This is a genomic window from Corynebacterium afermentans subsp. afermentans (assembly GCF_030408355.1).
Classification (GTDB): domain Bacteria; phylum Actinomycetota; class Actinomycetes; order Mycobacteriales; family Mycobacteriaceae; genus Corynebacterium; species Corynebacterium afermentans.
Map to the genome: position 1 here is coordinate 1125981 of NZ_CP046606.1, position 16751 is coordinate 1142731.

The window sequence follows — 16751 nt, forward strand, 5'->3', positions numbered from 1 at the left end:
GACTAGTGAGGAATGTTTAATCGCACCGGTGCGTTGGTAGCGTCTTGGGAGTACTAATCGACGAAAGCGAGAGTGACGTGGCCGAAAAGCTGACAGTGCGCGGCGCGCGCGAACACAACCTCAAGGGCGTGGATATTGAGCTGCCCCGCGACAAGATGGCGGTGTTTACCGGCCTGTCCGGCTCCGGCAAGTCCTCGCTCGCCTTCGACACAATCTTCGCCGAAGGGCAGCGCCGCTACGTGGAATCGCTGTCCTCCTACGCCCGCATGTTCTTAGGCCAGATGGACAAGCCGGACGTGGACTACATCGACGGGTTGAGCCCGGCGGTGTCTATCGACCAGAAGTCCACCAACCGCAACCCGCGCTCCACCGTGGGCACCATCACGGAAATCTACGACTACCTGCGCCTTTTGTACTCGCGCGCCGGCACCCCGCACTGCCCGGTGTGTGACGCGGTGATTGAGCGCCAGACCCCGCAGCAAATTGTCGACCGTGTGCTCGAGTTGGAAGAGCGCACCAAGTTCCAGGTACTCGCGCCGATTGTGCGCAAGCGCAAGGGCGAGTTTCAGGACCTTTTCGCCGACCTGTCGTCGCAGGGCTACTCGCGCGTGAACGTGGACGGGGAGACCTACCAGCTTTCGGACCCGCCGAAGCTGGAAAAGCAGATCAAGCACAACATCGACGTGGTGGTGGACCGCCTCACCGTCAAGGCCAGCCAGAAGCAGCGCCTGACGGATTCCGTGGAAACGGCGCTCAAGCTTGCCGACGGCCTAGTCGGCTTCGATTTTGTCGAACTGGAGGCCAACGACCCGGAGCGCGTGCAGATCTTCTCTGAGAAGATGGCCTGCCCGAACGGCCACAAGCTCAACGTGGAGGAGTACGAGCCGCGCGCGTTTTCCTTCAACTCGCCGTTCGGCGCTTGCCCGGCCTGCGACGGCCTGGGCGTGCGCAAGGAGATCGACGTGGACCTGGTCATCCCGGATCCGGACGCACCTGCGGTGGATGCGTTCCAGCCGTGGAACTCCAGCCCGAACAAGAAGTACTTCACCAAACTCATTGAGGCGCTGGCGAAAGAAGAGAACTTTGACGCCAATGCGCCGTTGAGCTCGCTGACCAAGACGCAGCAGAAGCACCTGATCCACGGCTCGTCCACGAAGGTGAACGTGCGCTACAAGAACCGCTACGGGCGCCAGCGCTCCTACACGGCAGCCTACGAGGGCATCGTGGGCTACCTGGAGCGCAAACTGGAGCAGACCGAGTCCGAAACGCAGAAGGAACGCCTGCTCGCCTACACCCGCGAGGTGCCATGCCCGACCTGCAACGGCGCGCGCTTGAAGCCGGAGATCCTGGCGGTGCGCCTGGCATCGACCACGCACGGGGAGCGCTCCATCGCAGGCCTGACTGAACTGTCGATCGAGGACGCCTCCGAATACCTGGACAACCTGGTGCTGGGGTACCGCGAAGAAATGATCGCCGGTGCCGTGCTGCGCGAAATCCAGGCTCGCCTGCACTTCCTTTTGGACGTGGGGCTGAACTACCTCACCCTGGCCCGCTCCGCCGGCACGCTGTCCGGCGGCGAGGCGCAGCGCATCCGCCTGGCCACCCAGATCGGCTCCGGCCTGGCTGGTGTGCTCTACGTGCTGGACGAGCCGTCCATCGGCCTGCACCAGCGCGACAACCAGCGCTTGATCACCACCTTGAAGAAGCTGCGCGACCTGGGCAACACTCTGGTCGTGGTGGAGCACGACGAGGACACCATCCGCGAGGCCGACTGGCTCATCGACATCGGCCCGCGCGCCGGCGAGTACGGCGGGGAAGTGGTCTACCAGGGCAAGCCGGAAGGCATTCTCAAGTCCAAGGACTCCATCACGGGCGACTACCTGTCCGGCCGCAAGGTTATTGAGGTGCCGGAGCACCGGAGGGACGTCGATAAGCAAAAGCAACTGAAGATTATCGGCGCGCGGGAGAACAACCTCGACAACGTCAGCGTGGACATTCCGCTCGGCGTACTGGTGGCCGTGACCGGCGTTTCCGGCTCCGGCAAGTCCACGCTGGTGAACCAGATTCTGGCGAAGACGCTGCAGAATCAGCTCAACGGCGCGCGCCAGGTTCCCGGCCGTGTGAAGAAGGTCGAGGGGCTGGAGCACCTGGACAAACTCGTGCAGGTGGACCAAAGCCCGATCGGGCGCACCCCGCGCTCCAACCCGGCGACGTACACCGGCGTGTTCGACAAGATCCGCAACCTGTTCGCCGAGACCCAGGAGGCAAAAGTGCGCGGCTACAAGGCCGGGCGCTTCTCCTTCAACGTCAAGGGCGGGCGCTGCGAAGCCTGCCACGGCGACGGCACCATCAAAATCGAGATGAACTTCCTGCCGGACGTGTACGTGCCGTGCGAGGTGTGCGAAGGCGCGCGCTACAACCGCGAGACGCTCGAAGTGCTCTACAAGGGCAAGAACATCGCTGAGGTGCTGGAGATGCCCATCTCGGAGGCCGCTGAGTTCTTCGAGCCGATCAACTCCATCCACCGCTACCTGCAGACGCTTGTAGACGTCGGGCTGGGCTACGTCCGCCTCGGCCAGAGCGCTACCACGCTGTCCGGCGGCGAGGCGCAGCGCGTGAAGCTCGCCGCGGAGCTGCAGAAACGCTCCAACGGCCGCACGATCTACATCTTGGACGAGCCGACGACGGGCCTGCACTTCGAGGACATCCGCAAGCTCATGCTGGTGCTCAACGGCCTGGTGGAGAAGGGCAACACCGTGCTGGTGATCGAGCACAACCTGGACGTGATCAAGTCCGCGGACTGGATCGTGGACATGGGGCCCGAGGGCGGCTCGGGCGGCGGCACTGTGGTCGCACAGGGCACACCGGAGGACGTCGCAAAGGTGCAAGGCTCCTTCACTGGACAGTTCCTGCAGGACGTTTTAGCGAAGGGGTAGCGCGCCCGATTTGGTTTGTGCAGGCATGAGCATGTATATTGCTGCCTACACCGCCCAGCGCGCCCGTGTCATGCGGGTGCGGGGGCCGCAAGAGGAGTGAATCCCACCCCAAGCCGCTCAGTCAACTGAGTTGGATACGGGTCAAACGGTGCGCCAGGCGAGACAACTGTCTTGGCGTGCTTTGGACGAACTCCCGCCACCCGTCAGGGTGAGCGGGTTTTTCGCGTGGGATGAGTCTGATTGCGGTTCAAGTGCGGCACGCATTGTTTCTTTAAGTCTCTAGGAGTTCTCATCAGCGCTGAAGCTCGGATCAATGAACGAATCCGCGTCCCTGAAGTTCGCCTCGTCGGCCCGTCCGGCGAGCAGGTGGGCATCGTCCGCACGGACGACGCCCGCAAGCTGGCGTACGAGGCGGACCTCGACCTGGTTGAGGTAGCCCCGAAGGCCAAGCCGCCCGTGGCCAAGATCATGGACTACGGCAAGTTCAAGTACGAGCAGGATCAGAAGGCCCGCGAGGCCCGCAAGAACCAGCAGCAGACCGTGGTCAAGGAACAGAAGTTCCGCCCCAAGATTGATGAGCACGACTACCAGACCAAGAAGGGCAATGTTGAGCGCTTCCTGGAGAAGGGCAACAAGGTCAAGGTCACCATCATGTTCCGCGGCCGCGAGCAGGCCCGCCCCGAGCTGGGGTACCGCCTGCTGGAGCGTCTGGCTGAGGACATCGGGGAGCTCGGCGTTGTCGAGTCCCGTCCGAAGCAGGATGGCCGAAACATGACGATGGTCTTCGGACCGGCTCGCAAGGGCAAAAAGTAGTTCCAACAATCGACACTCTGAAGGGCTTTCACCATGAAGCAGAAGACCCACAAGGGCACCGCAAAGCGCATCAAGGTCAACGGCAAGGGCAAGCTGCGCCGCGAGCAGGCTGGTAAGCGCCACCTGAACGAGAAGCTCTCCTCGAAGCGCCGTCGCAAGCTGTCCGGCTCCACCGACGTCGCTAAGGCTGACGTCAAGCGCGCAAAGCGCCTCCTCGGCATGTCCTAAGCACTGCCCGTTCAATCAACCGATTACGAGAAAAGAAAAGGAAGTTTGACTCATGGCACGTGTGAAGCGTTCAGTCAATGCTAAGAAGAAGCGCCGCGCAATCCTCAAGTCTGCGAAGGGCTACCGCGGCCAGCGATCCCGCCTGTACCGCAAGGCGAAGGAGCAGTGGCTGCACTCCCAGACCTACGCGTACCGCGACCGCCGCAAGCGTAAGAGCGAGTTCCGCAAGCTGTGGATCCAGCGCATCAACGCCGCTGCCCGCATGAACGACATCACCTACAACCGCCTCATCCACGGCCTGAAGCTGGCCGAGGTCGAGGTCGACCGCAAGATCCTGGCCGAGCTGGCTGTCAGCGACTTCGCTGCATTCTCTGCTCTGTGCGAGGTTGCGAAGAACGCGCTGCCGGAGGACGTCAACGCTCCGAAGGCTGCATAAGCACTTTCGCTTAACGACGAAGCTCCCGCCCACCCCCGAACAATCGGGACGGGCGGGAGCTTTTTCGTGCGTGGTAACGAAAAGGCGCACCCACCACGGGGGTGGGCACGCCATTCGTGGTTGTTGGGGCTGTTTTAGAAGATGCCCTCGTTCTCGATGGCCTTCTTGGAGCCGTTCACGGAAGCGGAGATGGTCTGGGTGCGTGAGAGATCCTGCTGCAGCGGGATTGCCTCGTCGGAAAGGTTCGTGGTGGAGATGGTGACCACCGGTAGGAAGTAGTCCTTCACCTTGTACACGACGGTGCGGTACTCGGGTGCTATCGCGGAAAATTGCAGCAGAAAGCCGTATCCCAACCCGGCGGTGACCGGGGCGAAGAACGCGGCGAAGATGAGAAAGACCGCGTAGAGCGCCACCACAAATCGGGACCACTCAACGGCAATAGGAGCCCCGAGCATAGTTAGCAGCCCAAGAGCGAAAAGGAGAACTGCGAGCGCAAAACCGATGCGCCAAGGGCGCGCCGCCGGTGAAAGAAGGCGGGCGCTCACGAGCTCCTGAAACGTAGGTACGGCTAACAGCGTAGCGCCCGCAACGTAGTCTGGAGCTATGCCATTGGATTTCCAGCAGCCGTTCACAGAACGCACTCCGCGTGTGGTTAATGCGGGGAAGTTAAAGAGGGCGCAAGCTCGTCGTAAAGCGAAGGCTTTCTTAGCGGAAGGCGAAAACGCTGTGGAAGCCGCCGTGGCAACGGGGGCGGCAACCGACCTTTTTGTCACCGAAGATGCCGCCGAGCGCTTCGAGGAAATCGTGCGGGCGGCGGGCTACATGGATGTGTACACGCACGCGATCACGGACAAAGCTGCGGATGCGCTCGCGGACGCGGTGACCTCGACCGGCATCTTCGCCGTGTGCCGCCCGGTGCTGTGGACCGTGCCGAAGATCATGAAGGGCCGTCCGAAGCTGGTGGCGGTGTGCGTGGAAACCAACGACCCTGGCAACGCTGGCACCATCATCCGCATTGCAGACGCCGTGGGCGCAGACGCGGTAATTTTTGCGGGCGACACCGTGGACCCAGAGTCGCCGAAGGTGGTGCGATCGACCGCGGGCACGCTGTTTCACATCCCCGTGGCGCGCGACCGCGACGTGCGTCGCGTCATCGGGCAGCTCGAAGACGCCGGGCTGTCCACCTTCGCCACCACCATGAACGGCGAGGTGAACCTGGCGGCCCCGGGGGAGACGCTCGCGCAGCCAACTGCGTGGCTGTTCGGCAACGAGGCGCATGGGCTTAGCGACGACATCCTCGCGGCCGCCGACCACCGCGTTTCCATCCCCATCCAGGGCAGCGCGGAGTCGCTGAACCTGGCCACCGCAGCGAGTATCTGCCTGTGGGAGTCGTCGAAGACGCTCTCTGAGGAATAGCTGCGACTGATAGATTTTGCGCGCCCGCCCTCGCGCGGGCGCTGTGTCGAACGATAGGTAGAGTAGTGGACGCTTTTGAACCGACACTGCTGCGGTCTGTATGAACAGCGCAGCGCACTTGTGGAAAGGTGCGGGTGAACACAAGCGTGGCCGACAACGCAAACCCAACTCCGGAAATTGAACTGACCGAGGACGCCCTGAACAAGGCGGCGGACGAGGCGATCGCTGCCTTTGAGGCGGCCGAGGACCTCGCTGCGCTGGAGGAGGCGCACCGCGCGCACCTGGGGGAGAAGGCCCCGATCCTGCAGGCCCGCCGTGCACTCGGGACGCTGCCGAAGGATCAGCGCAAAGATGCCGGCCGGTTCGTGAACATGGCCCGCGGCCGCGCAGAAAAGGCCTACGCCCAGTTGCGCGTGCAGCGCGAGGCGGAGCACCGCGAGCGTCAGCTGCGCGAGGAGAAGGTGGACGTCACCCTGCCCACCTCCCGCACGCAGGCTGGCGCGATGCACCCGATCACCACGCTGTCCGAGCACATCGCGGACATCTTCATCGGCATGGGCTGGGAAGTTGCGGAAGGCCCGGAGGTGGAAGCGGAGTACTTCAACTTCGACGCGCTGAACTTCATCCCGGACCACCCGGCCCGCACGCTGCAGGACACTTTCTACATCGGCGAGGAGGACTCGAAGCAGGTCATGCGCACCCACACGTCGCCGGTGCAGGTGCGCACCATGCTTGAGCGCGACGTGCCCATCTACATCGCATGCCCAGGGCGCGTGTTCCGCACCGACGAGCTAGACGCCACCCACACCCCGGTGTTCCACCAGGTGGAGGGTTTGGCCGTGGACAAGGGTCTGACCATGGCGCACCTGCGCGGCACCCTCGACCACCTGGCCAAGGTGCTGTTCGGACCGGAGACGAAGACGCGCATGCGCACGAACTACTTCCCGTTCACCGAGCCGTCCGCAGAGGTGGACGTGTGGTTCCCCAACAAGAAAGGCGGCGCGGGCTGGATCGAGTGGGGCGGCTGCGGCATGGTCAACCCGAACGTGCTCCGTGCCGTCGGCATCGACCCGGAGGTCTACTCCGGCTTCGCATTCGGCATGGGCTTGGAGCGCACCCTGCAGTTCCGCAATGGCCTGTCGGACATGCGCGACATGGTCGAAGGCGACGTCCGTTTCACCATCCCGTTCGGCGTGCAGGCGTAAAGGAGACACTGATAATGCTCATTTCCAAAAATTGGATCGTCCGCCTGCTGCAGAACGCAGGTAACAAGGACTTCAATCCCACCGACGAGGAGCTCGACGCGGGCTTCGTGCGCGTCGGCTTCGAAACAGAGGGCTACGAACCGCTTCCAGAAGTCACCGGCCCGCTGGTCATCGGCCGCGTCGCCGAGATTGAGGAGCTGACCGGTTTTAAGAAGCCGATCCGCTACTGCCAGGTGGACGTGGGCCAGGCCAATGGCACCGGCGAGCCGCAGGGCATCATCTGTGGTGCCCGCAACTTTAAGCAGGGCGACCTGGTCGTCGTGTCGCTTCCGGGCGCGGTGCTGCCGGGCGGATTCGAGATCTCGGCGCGTAAGACCTACGACCACATCTCCGCCGGCATGATGGCGTCTGCGGCTGAGCTTGGGCTCGCCGCAAAGAGCGAGGGCATCATCACGCTTCACGACGGCTCCGCCACCCCCGGCCAGGACGCGCGCGAGATTCTGGGCTCGGACGACACCGTCTTTGAGGTCAACGTCACCCCGGACCGCGGCTACGCCCTGTCCGCCCGCGGCCTAACCCGCGAGATCGCCTCCGCCTTCGACCTCGAGTTCGCAGACGTGGCGCAGAATCCCGCGATCGCCGGCATCGACCTCTCTGGTGTTCCAGCCCCGGCAGGTGAGACCATCCCGGTGACCGTGGAGGAATCCACCAAGGCGAAGCGTTTCGGCGTGCGCACTGTCGCAGGCATCGATGCGAACGCGACGGCACCGTTCTGGATGCAGCGCGAGCTCATGCTCGCCGGCGTGCGCTCGGTCAACGCCGCAACGGACGTGACCAACTACGTCATGCTGCTTACCGGCCAGCCGATGCACGCCTTCGACGCCGACAGAATTGCCGGCGGACTGCGTGTGCACAACGCCGCCGACGGCGAGAAGTTTGAAACGCTCGACCACGTCGAGCGCACCTTGACCGCTGAAGACGTGGTGATCAGCGACGACAACGGCATTCAGTCGCTCGCTGGCGTCATGGGTGGGACCACCTCCGAGATTTCGGACGAAACGGTCAACGTCCACTTCGAGGCCGCAACCTGGGATCCGCTGACCGTGGCGCGCACTGCGCGCCGGCTGAAGCTGAGCTCAGAGGCGTCGCGCCGATTCGAGCGCGGCGTGGACCCGCAGCTGGTGGAAAACGCCCTGGACATCGCGTGCGCGCTGCTGGTGGAGATCGCTGGCGGCACGATTCATGCGGGCAGGACGCTGGTCGGTGACGTCGAGAAGCGTGACGCCATTGCGATGCGCGCCGCGCGGCCGGCTGAGCTGATCGGTGTGGATTACGCGCGCGAGACCGTGGTCCGCCGCCTGCAGGAGGTCGGCTGCGAGGTCGCTGGCGACGGCGACGAGCTTCAGGTCACCCCGCCGACTTGGCGCACCGACATCACCGTGCCGGTGGAGCTGGTCGAAGAGGTCGTGCGCCTGGAGGGGCTGGACGACATCCCGTCGATCCTGCCCACGCCCCGTGGAGGCCGTGGTTTGAGCCCGCTGCAGCGCCGCCGTCGTGCGGTGACCCACGCGCTGGCGTACTCCGGCTACGCGGAGATCATCCCTACGCCGTTTATCGCCAACGACACCTTCGACACCTGGGGCCTGGACGCAGAGGATCCGCGCCGCAACACCGTCAAGGTGCAGAACCCGTTGGATGCGGACTACAGCATCCTGGGCACTACGCTGCTGCCGCCGATGCTGGAGGCCGCCGGCCGAAACGTCGCGCGCGGTCGCGGTGATTTGGCGATCTACTCCGTGGCGCAGACCTCGGAAAAGCGCGCTGATGTCTCGCCGCTGCCGGACGTGTCCGAGCGCCCGGCGGATGAGGTCGTCGCGGAGCTCGTCGAGTCGCTGCCGAAGCAGCACCTCCACGCCGCGACCGTGGCACTGGGCAACACGGAGCTGGAAGGCCCGTGGGGCGCCGGCCGCGCCTACGAGTGGTCGGACGCCATCGAGGCAGCCCAGCTCGTTGCCCGTGTCTGCGGTGTTGAGCTGGACGTCCAGGCGGCCGAGTACCTGCCGTGGCACCCAGGCCGCTGCGCTGAGCTGCAAGTCGACGGTGAGGTTGTCGGCCACGCCGGCGAGCTGCACCCGCAGATCCTTGAAAAGCTGAATCTGCCGGCGCGCACCTGCGCGATGGAGATCGATCTGACCGCGATCCCGCTGGCAGAGCGCCTGCCGGCACCCCGGCTGTCGGCGTTCCCGCTGCTCAACCAGGACATCGCCCTGGTCGTCGACGAGGCTGTGGCAGCCGAGGATGTGCGCCGAGCCGTCGAGGAAGGCGCGGGCGAGCTCGTCGAGGCAGTCACGCTTTTCGACGTCTACCGTTCCGAGAGCCTCGGCGAGGGCAAGAAGTCGCTCGCATTCGGCCTGGCGTTCCGCGCCCCGGACCGCACGCTGACCGAGGAGGATGCCTCCGAGGCGCGTCTGAAGGCGGCCGAGTTGGCCAAGGAGCGCTACGGCGCGGAAATGCGTGGCTAAATTTCTTCCGTGAATAACTTCCACGCGACTGCATAACTGTTACACTGACGGCCATGTCAGAAAGCAAGGTTGTCAAAGTAGCGGTCGCGGGGGCCACGGGCTATGCGGGCGGTGAGATTCTCCGCCTGCTGCTGGGCCACCCGGCGTATCTCGCGGGGAGGCTAAAGATCGGCGCGCTCACCGGGGCGTCCAGCGCCGGCCAGAGCGTCGGCGAGCTCATGCCGCATCTGCCGGAGCTTGCAGACCGGATCATTGAAGAGACGACCGTCGAGGTGCTTTCCGGCCACGACGTGGTCTTTTTGGGGCTCCCGCACGGCCACTCCGCTGCCATCGGCGCCGCACTGGGCGAGGACGTCATGGTCATCGACTGCGCGGCCGACTTCCGCTTGCGCGACGCTAGGGCGTGGCGTGCCTATTACGGCTCGGAACACGCAGGCTCCTGGCCCTACGGTCTGCCGGAGTTGCCGGGGCACCGTGAGGACGTCGCAAAGGCAACGCGCATCGCTGTCCCCGGGTGCTTTCCCACGGGTGCCACGCTCGCCGCATGGCCGGCGGTGCAGGCTGGGTTGGTCGAGCCGGACCTGACGGTTGTGGCCGTCACCGGCGTTTCCGGGGCCGGCAAAAAGGCCAAGGTGGACATGCTCGGCGCCGAGACGATGGGCTCGCTGAAGGCATACAGCGTCGCAGGCGCACACAGGCACACTCCAGAAATCGCGCAAAACCTCGAGGAAGTCGCGGGCGGCCAGGTCGCGGTAAGTTTCACCCCCGTGCTCGCGCCGCTGCCGCGCGGGATCCTCACCACCGTCACCGCGCCGCTGGCGCAGGGCACGGACGTGGAGACGGTGCGCGCTGCCTACGAAAGCGCCTACGCCGAGGAACCGTTCGTGCACCTGCTGCCCGCCGGCCAGCAGCCGCAAACGCAGCACGTGGTGGGTTCCAACATGTGCCACGTCCAGGTTGAGGTGGACCAGGCAGCCAGCAAGCTTGTTGTCACCAGCGCCATTGACAACCTGACCAAGGGCACCGGGGGAGCGGCGGTGCAGTGCATGAACCTCGCGCTCGGGTTCGAGGAGGGGGCGGGTCTGTCGCGAGCCGCGGTGGCTCCGTAACCGCCGACGAGACCCCCAAACTAGCTTCCTCATTTCCCGAAAGGATCCCTCCATCATGAGTGCTCTTGGAGTCACCGCACCTCAAGGCTTTTCCGCCGCCGCCACAGGCGCGGGCCTGAAAGCATCCGGCAGCCCGGACATCGCCGTCGTGGTCAGCGAAGGCCCCGAGTTCGCCGCCGCCGCCGTATTCACCCGCAACAAGGTCTTCGCCGCGCCCGTGAAGGTCAGCCGCGCGGCCGTGGCCGCAGGCGAGCTGAAAGCGGTGGTGTTTAACTCCGGCAACGCCAACGCCTGCACTGGAGAGCAGGGGCTGCATGACGCGCAAATTATGCAGCAACTCACGGCCGAAGGTGTGGGCGCGGAGCCCACGCAAGTCGCTGTTTGTTCGACCGGCATCATCGGCGATCTGCTGCCGATGGAAAAGGTGGAAAGCGGCATCGCAGCCGTCGTCACGCAGCTCGGCGACCACGGGGCAGACGCCGCCGATGCCATCCGCACCACCGACACCATCGCCAAGGAAGTCTTGGTCAAGGGCGACGGCTGGACTGTCGGAGGCATGGGTAAAGGTGCCGGCATGATGGCGCCGTCGCTGGCGACGATGCTGGTGTGCCTGACCACCGACGCGAAGGTAGATGCCCAGGCGCTGCAGACAGCGCTAGAGCGCGCCAACTCAACCACCTTCAACACCCTGGACATCGACGGCTCCACCTCCACCAACGACACCGTTATCGCGATGGCTAGCGGTGCAAGCGGGGTGGCCCCGGACCAGGACGAGCTGGACGCTGCGGTACACGAAGCATGCGCGCAGCTAGCCGGGATGATGCAGTCCGACGCCGAGGGCGTGACCAAACGGGTGAGCATCACCGTCGAAGGCGCCGCGGACGACGAGCAAGCGCTGGATGCCGCGCGCGCCATCGGGCGCGACAGCCTGGTCAAGACCGCCATGTTCGGTTCGGACCCGAACTGGGGCCGCGTGCTTGCCGCCGTCGGCATGGCTGACGCGGAAATGGACGCGGACAACATCTCGGTGACCTTCAACGGGCACACCGTCTGCGAATACTCCACCGGTGCCCCCGGCGCGCGAGACGTGGACCTAAGTGGTGCGGACATCGCGGTTGTGGTGGACCTGGGCACTGGCGGCGAGGGCCGCGCGACGGTGCGCACGACGGACTTGTCGCACGCCTACGTTGAGATCAACTCGGCCTACACCAGCTAAGGAGTGCGCGAGATGATGCCGAATTTGTCCAACGAACAGCGCGCCACCGTGCTGGCGGAGGCGCTGCCGTGGCTGCAGCACTACCGCGACAAGATTGTCGTGGTCAAATACGGCGGCAACGCCATGATCGATGAGGACTTAAAGGCCGCGTTCGCCGCCGACATGGTGTTCCTGCGCACCGTGGGCGCGAAACCCGTGGTGGTGCACGGAGGCGGTCCGCAGATCACCCAGATGCTCGCCCGCCTGGGCTTGGACGGCGGAGAGTTCATCGGCGGGTTCCGCGTGACTACTCCGGAGATCCTGGACGTGGTGCGTATGGTGCTCTTCGGCCAGGTGGGCCGGGACCTTTTGGGCAAGATCAACTCGCACGGGCCCTACGCAGTAGGCACGTCGGGCGAGGACGCCGGGTTGTTTACTGCGAAGCAGCGCAAGGTGGTAGTCGACGGCGAGCCGCAGGACATTGGCCTGGTGGGCACAATCACGGATGTGAACCCGGAAGCGGTGATGGACATCATCGAGGCCGGCCGAATCCCGGTGGTCTCCGGAATCGCCCCGGGGGAAAACGGCGAGGTCTACAACATCAACGCTGACGAAGCCGCCGGCGCGCTCGCCGCCGCAATCGGTGCCGAGCGCCTCGTGGTGCTCACCAATGTTGAAGGGCTGTACACGGACTGGCCGAACAAGGACTCGCTGCTGTCCAAGATCGAGGCGGGGGAGCTGGCCAAGATGCTCCCTGGCTTAGACACCGGCATGATCCCCAAGATGGAGGCCTGTCTCAACGCGGTCAAGGGTGGGGTGAAGGCAGCGCACGTCATCGACGGCCGCGTGGCGCACTCTGTGCTGCTGGAGCTTCTGACCATGGGAGGCGTTGGCACCATGGTGCTGCCGGACGATTACGACCGAGCGCACTACCCGGACGGCACGATCTTTAGAAAGGACGATGCATGAGTGAGTTTTCGTCGCGCTGGACTTCCGCGCTGTTAGATACCTACCCGACGCCGCCCGTGGAGCTTGTCTCCGGCGAAGGCGCCACCGTCACTGACGCGGACGGCAACACCTACATCGACATGCTCGCAGGCATTGCCGTCAACGCGCTCGGCCACGCGCATCCGGCGATAGTGGACGCCGTCAGCGCGCAGGTGGCGCGCTTGGGGCACGTGTCCAACCTCTTCGGCTCCCAGCCGGTGGTGGAGGTCGCCGAAGCGCTGCGCGCCCGGGTTGGCGACGACACTGCGCGGGTATTTTTCTGCAACTCCGGCGCCGAGGCCAACGAGGCCGCCTTCAAGCTGGCACGTCTGACCGGCCGCCGCCGCATCCTCGCCGCGGAGCGCGGCTTCCACGGCCGCACCATGGGCTCGCTGGCGCTGACCGGCCAGCCGGATAAGCGGGCCCCGTTCGAGCCGATGCCGGCAGGCGTGGAATTCTTCACCTACGGCGACATCGAGGCGCTGGAAGCACTGGTGCAGCAAGACCCGGGCAACACCGCCGCGATCATCCTGGAGCCCATCCAGGGCGAAACGGGAGTCATCCCCGCACCGGAGGGCTTTCTCACAAAGGTGCGCGAGATTTGCGACGCCCACGGGATCCTCTTCATCACCGACGAGGTGCAAACCGGCGTCGGCCGCACCGGCGACTTCTTCGCCTTCCAACACGACGGCATCGCGCCGGACGTGATCACCATGGCGAAAGGCTTGGGCGGCGGACTGCCCATCGGAGCGACCATCGCCCGCGGCAGGGCGGCGACGCTTTTTACCCCGGGCTCGCACGGCACCACCTTCGGCGGCAACCCGGTGGCTTGTGCTGCAGCAAAAGCAGTGCTGGGCGTTATCGACGAAGCCTTCCTCGCGGAAGTTCGCCGTAAGGGGCAACTGCTTATCAGCGCCGCTTCGCAGGTCCCTGGTGTCGCCCAGGTCCGCGGGCGCGGGCTGATGCTCGGGGTGGTGCTGGATGAGGCGGTGGCGAAGCTCGTCGTCAAGCATGGGCTTGAAGAAGGCCTGATTTTGAACGCACCGGGCAGCGACGTCATCCGCCTGACACCGCCCCTGGTGATTACCGACGATGAAATTGCTGAGGCGATGAAGCGCCTCGCCCGCGCAATCGATGCAGCGAAAGAAAGGAGCTAGACCGATGGTCAGACACTTCCTGTCAGACGACGATCTGACACCCAACGAGCAAGCCGAGGTGCTCGCGCTTGCCGCGGAGCTGAAGCGCGACCCCTTCTCGCGCCGGCCGCTGGAAGGGCCGAAATCCGTCGCCGTGCTGTTCGACAAGACGTCTACCCGCACGCGCTACTCCTTCGACGCCGGCATCGCGCAGCTCGGCGGACACGCGATTGTCACCGAAAGCGGCAACTCGCAGATGGGCACGAAGGAGAACTACCAGGACACCGGCGCGGTGCTTTCACGGTTTGTCGAGGCGATTGTGTGGCGCACATACTCCCACAACAACCTGCGGGAAATGGCGGAAACCGCCACCGTGCCAATCATCAACGCCCTGTCCGACGACCTGCACCCGTGCCAGATCCTCGCCGACCTGCAAACGGTGGTGGAAAACTTCTGCCCGGACCAGGGCCCGGCGGGGTTGAAGGGGCTGAAGGCCGTCTACCTGGGAGACGGCGACAACAACATGGCAAACTCCTACCTCATCGGTTTTGCCACTGCCGGCGTGGACATCACCGTCATCGCGCCGGAAGGCTTCCAGCCGCGCGAAGAATTCGTTGCCCGCGCACGGCGCCGCGGTGAGGAAACCGGTGCTGCAGTGGCATTGACCTCCGATATCGCCGCTGCGGAGGGCGCGCAGGTGGTCATCACGGACACGTGGGTATCCATGGGCATGGAGGAGGACAGCAAGGACCGTCGCACCCCGTTTTTGCCGTACCAGGTGGATGCTGCCCTGATGTCGCGCGCGGCCGAGGATGCAATATTCTTGCATTGCCTTCCCGCGTACCGCGGGAGCGAAGTCGCCGCGGAGGTCATCGACGGGCCGCAATCGCGCGTCTTCGATGAAGCGGAAAACCGCCTGCACGCCCAAAAGGCGCTGCTGGCCTGGCTATTGGAGCACCAAGTATGACCCAACCTGTATCCCGCACCGCGCGGCAGGCGAGAATCCTCGAGCTGCTCGAATCAACCCGCGTGTCCTCCCAGGTGCAGCTGTCCGAGCTGCTGCTGGACGAGGGCATCGACATCACCCAAGCCACCCTCTCGCGCGACCTGGACGAGCTCGGCGCGAAGAAGGTGCGCCCCCGTGCGGGCGGCCGCGCCTACTACACCGTGGGCTCGGAGGCGGACTCGCTGGAAACGGCGCACTCCGGCCCGCGCGAAAAGCTGCGTCGCATGATCGAGGAGCTGGTCGTCTCCGTCGACTACTCCGGGCAGATCGCCGTGGCGCGCACGCCACCCGGGGCGGCCCAGTACCTGGCCAGCTATATCGACCGCGTGGGGCTCGACCAAGTGGTCGGCTCCATCGCTGGCGACGACACGGTCTTCGTGGTCGGGCGCGAGCCACTCACCGGAAAAGAGCTGGCGCAGCAGCTGTTCGGGCTGAAAGAAAGCGTCGGCGAGTAGACATCGCCACACCGATCGCATAATTTTACGTACACTGTATAATACTGAATAACTCTGAATCATCCTGGACTTCGAAGGAGATCTTTCACTATGACTAACCGCGTTGTGCTCGCGTACTCGGGCGGCCTGGACACCTCTGTCGCCATCCCTTACCTCGCCGAGATGACCGACGGCGAGGTCATCGCCGTCTCTCTGGACCTGGGGCAGGGCGGCGAGGACATGGAGTCCGTTCGCCAGCGCGCGCTGGACTGCGGCGCTGTGGAGTCCATCGTGGTGGATGCCAAGGACGAGTTCGCTGAGGAATACTGCCTGCCCACCATCAAAGCCAACGGCATGTACCAGGGCGAATACCCGCTGGTCTCCGCCATTTCCCGCCCGCTGATTGTCAAGCACTTGGTGGAGGCCGGCCACAAGTACGGCGGCACCCACGTCGCCCACGGCTGCACCGGCAAGGGCAACGACCAGGTCCGCTTCGAGGTCGGCTTCCTCAACCAGGACCCGGACTTGGAGATCATCGCCCCGGCCCGCGACTACGCCTGGACCCGCGACAAGGCTATCGAGTACGCCGAGGGCAAGGACCTGCCGATTGAGCAGTCCGCCGCGTCTCCGTTCTCCATCGACCAGAACGTCTGGGGCCGCGCAGTCGAGACCGGCTTCCTGGAGGACCTGTGGAACCCGCCGACAAAGGACCTCTACGCCTACACGGAGGATCCGGCGCTGGGCAACGCCCCGGACGAGGTGATCATCTCCTTCGAGGCCGGTAAGCCGGTGGCTATCGACGGCCGCAAGGTCACCGTCCTCGAGGCCATCGAGGAGATGAACCGTCGCGCCGGCGCCCAGGGCATCGGCCGCCTGGACATGGTGGAGGACCGCCTGGTGGGCATCAAGTCCCGCGAGGTCTACGAAGCACCGGGTGCTGTTGCGCTGATCACCGCGCACAAGGCGCTTGAAGACGTCACGGTCGAGCGCGAGCTGGCCCGCTACAAGCGCCTCATCGACGCCCGCTGGTCTGAGGAGGTCTACGACGGCCTCTGGTTCGGCCCGCTGAAGCGCTCCCTGGACGCGTTCATCGAGTCCACCCAGGAGCACGTCACCGGCGACATCCGCATGGTGCTGCACGCCGGCACCTGCACCGTCAACGGCCGCCGCTCCAACCACTCCCTGTACGACTTCAACCTGGCCACCTACGACACCGGCGATTCCTTCGACCAGACCCTGGCCAAGGGCTTTGTGCGCCTGCACGGTCTGTCCTCCCAGATCGCCAACAAGCGCGATCGTGCCGCTGGCGCCGACCAGGAGAAGTAGTT

Annotated in this window: 15 protein-coding genes; 14 read left to right on the forward strand and 1 reads right to left on the reverse strand. The window is 64.9% G+C overall.

The genetic code is table 11. The annotated features are described in order from the left end of the window. The first annotated feature begins 77 nt into the window (after nucleotides 1–77). The 4 genes from uvrA to rplT all read left to right on the forward strand — a co-directional run bounded on the left by uvrA (nucleotide 78) and on the right by rplT (nucleotide 4413). Complete coding sequence (gene uvrA, locus CAFEA_RS05360) at nucleotides 78–2936, forward strand: excinuclease ABC subunit UvrA (protein WP_063937302.1); 2859 nt, start codon at nucleotides 78–80, stop codon at nucleotides 2934–2936. A 240-nt stretch (nucleotides 2937–3176) separates the two neighbouring features. Next, nucleotides 3177–3749: a translation initiation factor IF-3 gene (infC, locus tag CAFEA_RS05365; RefSeq protein WP_082855650.1), complete on the forward strand. Its 573-nt coding sequence runs from the start codon at nucleotides 3177–3179 to the stop codon at nucleotides 3747–3749. Between the two features lie 33 nt (nucleotides 3750–3782). Further along, nucleotides 3783–3977: a 50S ribosomal protein L35 gene (gene rpmI, locus CAFEA_RS05370; RefSeq protein ID WP_034999913.1), complete on the forward strand. Its 195-nt coding sequence runs from the start codon at nucleotides 3783–3785 to the stop codon at nucleotides 3975–3977. A gap of 52 nt (nucleotides 3978–4029) precedes the next feature. Next, nucleotides 4030–4413, forward strand: a complete 384-nt coding sequence (rplT, locus tag CAFEA_RS05375; protein ID WP_034999914.1) for a 50S ribosomal protein L20 — start codon at nucleotides 4030–4032, stop codon at nucleotides 4411–4413. Between the two features lie 134 nt (nucleotides 4414–4547). Here rplT and CAFEA_RS05380 read toward each other — a convergent pair whose 3' ends face one another. Continuing rightward, nucleotides 4548–4868, reverse strand: coding sequence for a hypothetical protein (locus tag CAFEA_RS05380; protein WP_143313322.1), 321 nt, complete (start codon nucleotides 4866–4868; stop codon nucleotides 4548–4550). A gap of 148 nt (nucleotides 4869–5016) precedes the next feature. Between CAFEA_RS05380 and CAFEA_RS05385 the strand changes: the two genes are divergently transcribed. From CAFEA_RS05385 to CAFEA_RS05430, 10 genes are all read left to right on the forward strand, one after another. Beyond that, nucleotides 5017–5829 (forward strand): TrmH family RNA methyltransferase, encoded by an 813-nt coding sequence (locus tag CAFEA_RS05385; protein WP_063937300.1) that lies wholly within the window; start codon nucleotides 5017–5019, stop codon nucleotides 5827–5829. 134 nt (nucleotides 5830–5963) lie between these two features. Then, on the forward strand, nucleotides 5964–7034 hold the full coding sequence (pheS, locus tag CAFEA_RS05390; protein WP_238635432.1) for a phenylalanine--tRNA ligase subunit alpha: 1071 nt from the start codon (nucleotides 5964–5966) through the stop codon (nucleotides 7032–7034). A gap of 14 nt (nucleotides 7035–7048) precedes the next feature. Continuing rightward, nucleotides 7049–9556, forward strand: a complete 2508-nt coding sequence (gene pheT, locus CAFEA_RS05395) for a phenylalanine--tRNA ligase subunit beta (RefSeq protein ID WP_063937299.1) — start codon at nucleotides 7049–7051, stop codon at nucleotides 9554–9556. A gap of 53 nt (nucleotides 9557–9609) precedes the next feature. Next, a complete protein-coding gene (gene argC, locus CAFEA_RS05400) occupies nucleotides 9610–10665 on the forward strand; it encodes an N-acetyl-gamma-glutamyl-phosphate reductase (protein WP_063937298.1) in 1056 nt (351 codons plus the stop codon). Between the two features lie 55 nt (nucleotides 10666–10720). Next, nucleotides 10721–11881, forward strand: a complete 1161-nt coding sequence (gene argJ, locus CAFEA_RS05405; protein ID WP_063937297.1) for a bifunctional glutamate N-acetyltransferase/amino-acid acetyltransferase ArgJ — start codon at nucleotides 10721–10723, stop codon at nucleotides 11879–11881. Between the two features lie 12 nt (nucleotides 11882–11893). After that, complete coding sequence (gene argB / locus CAFEA_RS05410; RefSeq protein ID WP_394326886.1) at nucleotides 11894–12829, forward strand: acetylglutamate kinase; 936 nt, start codon at nucleotides 11894–11896, stop codon at nucleotides 12827–12829. After that, a complete protein-coding gene (locus CAFEA_RS05415) occupies nucleotides 12826–14004 on the forward strand; it encodes an acetylornithine transaminase (RefSeq protein ID WP_063937295.1) in 1179 nt (392 codons plus the stop codon). Before argB ends, CAFEA_RS05415 begins: the two co-directional genes overlap by 4 nt. Next, nucleotides 13982–14950: an ornithine carbamoyltransferase gene (gene argF / locus CAFEA_RS05420; RefSeq protein WP_063937294.1), complete on the forward strand. Its 969-nt coding sequence runs from the start codon at nucleotides 13982–13984 to the stop codon at nucleotides 14948–14950. Before CAFEA_RS05415 ends, argF begins: the two co-directional genes overlap by 23 nt. Next, a complete protein-coding gene (locus tag CAFEA_RS05425; protein WP_034999923.1) occupies nucleotides 14947–15444 on the forward strand; it encodes an arginine repressor in 498 nt (165 codons plus the stop codon). Before argF ends, CAFEA_RS05425 begins: the two co-directional genes overlap by 4 nt. A 90-nt stretch (nucleotides 15445–15534) precedes the next feature. Further along, complete coding sequence (locus CAFEA_RS05430) at nucleotides 15535–16749, forward strand: argininosuccinate synthase (RefSeq protein ID WP_063937293.1); 1215 nt, start codon at nucleotides 15535–15537, stop codon at nucleotides 16747–16749. The last annotated feature ends 2 nt before the right edge of the window (nucleotides 16750–16751 follow it).

Bases quoted from the DNA above. Each gene is read 5' to 3' on its own strand.
- rpmI (WP_034999913.1), top strand. From the start codon at position 3,783: ATGAAGCAGAAGACCCACAAGGGCACCGCAAAGCGCATCAAGGTCAAC.
- rplT (WP_034999914.1), top strand. From the start codon at position 4,030: ATGGCACGTGTGAAGCGTTCAGTCAATGCTAAGAAGAAGCGCCGCGCA.
- CAFEA_RS05380 (WP_143313322.1), bottom strand. From the start codon at position 4,868: ATGCTCGGGGCTCCTATTGCCGTTGAGTGGTCCCGATTTGTGGTGGCG.
- CAFEA_RS05385 (WP_063937300.1), top strand. From the start codon at position 5,017: ATGCCATTGGATTTCCAGCAGCCGTTCACAGAACGCACTCCGCGTGTG.
- pheT (WP_063937299.1), top strand. From the start codon at position 7,049: ATGCTCATTTCCAAAAATTGGATCGTCCGCCTGCTGCAGAACGCAGGT.
- argC (WP_063937298.1), top strand. From the start codon at position 9,610: ATGTCAGAAAGCAAGGTTGTCAAAGTAGCGGTCGCGGGGGCCACGGGC.
- argJ (WP_063937297.1), top strand. From the start codon at position 10,721: ATGAGTGCTCTTGGAGTCACCGCACCTCAAGGCTTTTCCGCCGCCGCC.
- argB (WP_394326886.1), top strand. From the start codon at position 11,894: ATGATGCCGAATTTGTCCAACGAACAGCGCGCCACCGTGCTGGCGGAG.
- CAFEA_RS05415 (WP_063937295.1), top strand. From the start codon at position 12,826: ATGAGTGAGTTTTCGTCGCGCTGGACTTCCGCGCTGTTAGATACCTAC.
- argF (WP_063937294.1), top strand. From the start codon at position 13,982: ATGCAGCGAAAGAAAGGAGCTAGACCGATGGTCAGACACTTCCTGTCA.
- CAFEA_RS05425 (WP_034999923.1), top strand. From the start codon at position 14,947: ATGACCCAACCTGTATCCCGCACCGCGCGGCAGGCGAGAATCCTCGAG.
- CAFEA_RS05430 (WP_063937293.1), top strand. From the start codon at position 15,535: ATGACTAACCGCGTTGTGCTCGCGTACTCGGGCGGCCTGGACACCTCT.